The 3,423-nt window shown below is 72.5% G+C and carries 1 protein-coding gene and 2 riboswitches; the gene reads right to left on the bottom strand.

Annotated features, from left to right (window positions below):
* Positions 1–323: 323 nt before the first annotated feature.
* Positions 324–435, bottom strand: a riboswitch (glycine riboswitch).
* Positions 436–537, bottom strand: a riboswitch (glycine riboswitch).
* A 108-nt stretch (positions 538–645) separates the two neighbouring features.
* Positions 646–2,820, bottom strand: a complete 2,175-nt coding sequence (locus AC5LSR_RS05290) for a phosphoinositide-specific phospholipase C-related protein (RefSeq protein ID WP_250284415.1) — start codon at positions 2,818–2,820, stop codon at positions 646–648.
* Positions 2,821–3,423: the final 603 nt, after the last annotated feature.

Below are 3,423 nucleotides of genomic sequence, written 5' to 3'. Positions count from 1 at the left end.
TCCGGTCGGGCTGCGATGCCGGCACGGTCACCCGCCGGCGGGCGTCGGGCCTCCCCAGGGCATCGGACCGCCCGCCAGCGCCGTTCCCGCTGCCGTCACGGTCCGCGCTGCCGTTGCGGCTGGCGCCACCGCCGCTGCCGACGCCACCGCTGCCGTTCACGCCACCGCTGCCGTTCGCACGGCTGGTACCAGCAGAAGCATCTGTGTCACCCGATGAGGAGCCTGATGAGGATATTGCGCCAGCAGAAGAGGAGGCGGGTATGTGCACGGTCGATGCGCTCCAGAGATCGGGCGACCCGGCAGCGCGCCGGCCGCGACTGACCTCCCCCTCTGTACGTATGCCTGAGAGCTTCACCCGTCATATCGGCCCGCGACCGATATGCGTGGGCTTTCACCGTCGGCGGGACGCCACGGAACGTCCGCTTTCCAGAGTTGCCTGGCCCGGCGGTTTCTCCGGCCTGAGAGTGTATAGGGGAGGTCTTGCTCCTTCGGCGCCACGGACCGCAAGCTGCCGTGGACTCTCCCGCGCGGGCGTGAGCGGCATCGATGTTCAGTTGTCCGTCTGGACGGAATCCTACGGTCGATGGTCGCCAGCCGCCAGCCCGTGATGGCTCCGCACCGCAACAGCAATCACTGAGAGTAATACTACCTGCTCTGACGGTGGTTGAGCTCGGCGACGGTCGGAACGAGGTCACCGATGGTGGCGAAATCCACCGCGATGAACGTCGGCAGCCGGCCCTGCGCCCGCTGACAGGCCTCGACCTGCCTGAGCAGGGACGCCCGGCGGTTGATCACAGCCGCGTCCGCGCGGCTGCTCGCCGTCCGGGTGATCCAGTGGTTGATCAGCATCGGCGCGGGCCGGCCCGGCCCGCGGTCAGGCCGGCAGTCGAAGCCGTCGGGCCCGGACACGTCCAGGGCGGTGTCGGCCGCGTACCGGAAGAACCGCCGGTAGAAGGTGCCCGGGACGTCGGCGTTCTCCGCGAGCACCACCAGCCTGCGGTTCCGTTCGACCATCGAGCCCAGTGACGGCCAGTCACCACCCGCGTCCCTGGGGGGTGTGAGCACGTAACGCCCGAGCCCGGCCCGGGTGAAAGCCGCTGTCACCTCGGACGCGGGTGCCCCGTCCTGGACGATCAGGGTCACCACCTCGGTCGGGTTCGCGTCGAGCCAGGCCCGCAGCCGGGTCAGCTCGGTCTCCAGGTCGAGCGCGCCGAGCTGGCAGATGTTGTGGCACAGCCACAGCCCCGGACGGCTGGAGCGGGCGCCCCGGGTGAACGGCTCGAGGGTGGCCCGCTGGTCCGGCGGCAGGGCGGCGAGGAAGGCCTCGACGTCCTGCGGCGGTGTCCAGTGATGGACGTCGACGAGCAGCGCCCGGATGCCCGCGTTCAGCTGGCCGATCAGGTCCGGATCCTGGGCCGCGCCGAGGAAGCGCGCGTCGCTGGCGGCCATCGCGTTGTGTGTCGCCGGGTACACGACGTCGGTGTAGCGGCGGTCGCAGAGCAGCTCGGAGCCGTTGCAGTACCTGGCGGCCGGGGTGACCGGCAGCGGCATGGCGATCCACAGCAGACCGACGATCGTTGTCGAGGTGACCGCCAGCGTCCACCAGCGCCGCCGGCGGGCATGCGCCCGGAGCAGCAGCATCCGCGCCGCGGACGCGGCCACCGTGACCCCGGCGGCGGCCACCAGCGGCATCGTCGCGAACCCGAGCCAGTAGTCGCGGACCTGGCCGGCCAGCCCCGAGGAGATGTCGCCGACCATCGCCCGCACGCTCACCGGCAGTGACGAGGACGGGCCGGTCAGCGCCGCGAGCGGATCACCGACCAGCGTCGTCAGCACTCCTCCGGTGGCAAGCCCGACCGCCCCGGCCGTGACAAGCCCCGCCAGCACCAGGCGGAACCCCGACCCGCCGTGCCTGACGGTCACGACGAACCCGGCCGCGAACACCAGCAGCATCAGACCGGCGAGCCCGCCGGCGACAAGCAGCACCCCCGACGCGCCGAGATCGTGAACGGCGTGCACCGCCATGGTGCCCGGGGACTCGGGCAGCCCGGCCAGCGCCGGCCCCAGGTCGATGCTGGTGCCACCGCCGACCCGCCGCCGCAGGTCGGCGATGGCGGCCTCGTCGCCGTCGAAGACCAGCGGGCCGGCGACCGCCAGCGCCGAGGTGAGATCACCGGCCCGCATGAGCGTGACCAGCTGCTCGCGCACGGCCTGGCGTTCGCCCGCGCCCAGCCCGCCGACCCGGTCGAGGACGGCGTCCGCCACCTGGTCGGCCTGCCGCTCGGAGAGCCGGACCGAGGCGATCGACGGCACGGATGCCGGCGGGCGCCCCTGGGAGAGCTGGTCGAGCGCGTCGAGCAGGCCGACGGTGAACCGGCTGACGTCGTCCACCGGGTAGGTGCCGGCGCCCGAGATCTCGTCGGCCAGGTAGGTGCTGGCGAGCTGGGAGATGTTGGCCAGCACCGGGCGCAGGTCGATACGCAGGTAGAGCGTGTCGCCGTTGCCGCTCAGATAGCCCGCGGTGCGCTCCGCCAGGCCCGCGGCCACGCCCTGCAACGACGATGGTGGGACGACCACCCGCAGGTTCGCGGTCAGCAGCGACTGGTCCACGGGGAGGCCGGCGAAGAGCTGGCCGGAGATCTCGACGATCTGCGGATCGGTCAGGACCTGGCTGTAGAAACGCTCGTACACGTCGGCGCCGGCGAGCGCCCGCTTGTAGTAGCCCGGCTGCTGCACGGTCGCGTGCACGGTGAGCAGGGCGACGACCGCGGGCCAGCACAACGCCGCGACCAGCACGACCATCACCCGCAGCAGGCGCACCCGCGACGGGTACCGCCGGCCGTGGCGGGGGCCACCGCCCCGACGGCGGCCGGCACGGCCGGTCGCCCGCCGCGGGCCGCCCCGCCGGAAAGGAGCCCCGGGGAAGGCGCCCTCCCCGGGGATACCCGCCGGCCCGGCGTGGGCCTGCCCCGTCCCGCTGTGAGCCTCGGCCGCCGCCGCGGGGTCTTCGGGCGGGTGGCCCTCGGGCCTGGGGAGATCCCCCTCGCGGGGGCCCGCCCTGGAGCCGGCTGCGGTGTCGGCCGTCGAATCGGCTGCGGTGTCGGCCGTCGAATCGGCTGCGGAGCCGTCCGCTCCGGGGCGGGGGGCCGGAACCGGCCCGCGCCGACCCGCCCGGACGCGCGTATGGCTCACCGCGCCTCCCACCTGCCTCGCCATCTCGTCTGCCGGATCCGACCACCTCGCCGTGCGCCAGCCCGCAACCGGCGCTTGTTTCTATGGTGCGTGATCGAAGTGTCTACGATGGGCGTAAGATGGTTATCCAGTGTGTTCTGTGACTTCCGGATCAGCTCATCGGGACTATTCGCCCGAATTGCACCCCAGCGCCACCCGCTCGAATACCGACATTTCCTGTTCCAGGTCCCG

This window comes from Protofrankia sp. CiP1_Cm_nod4 (assembly GCF_982290645.1).
Note: the sequence above shows the minus strand (reverse complement) of the source record. Positions and strands in the feature narration are given on the sequence as shown.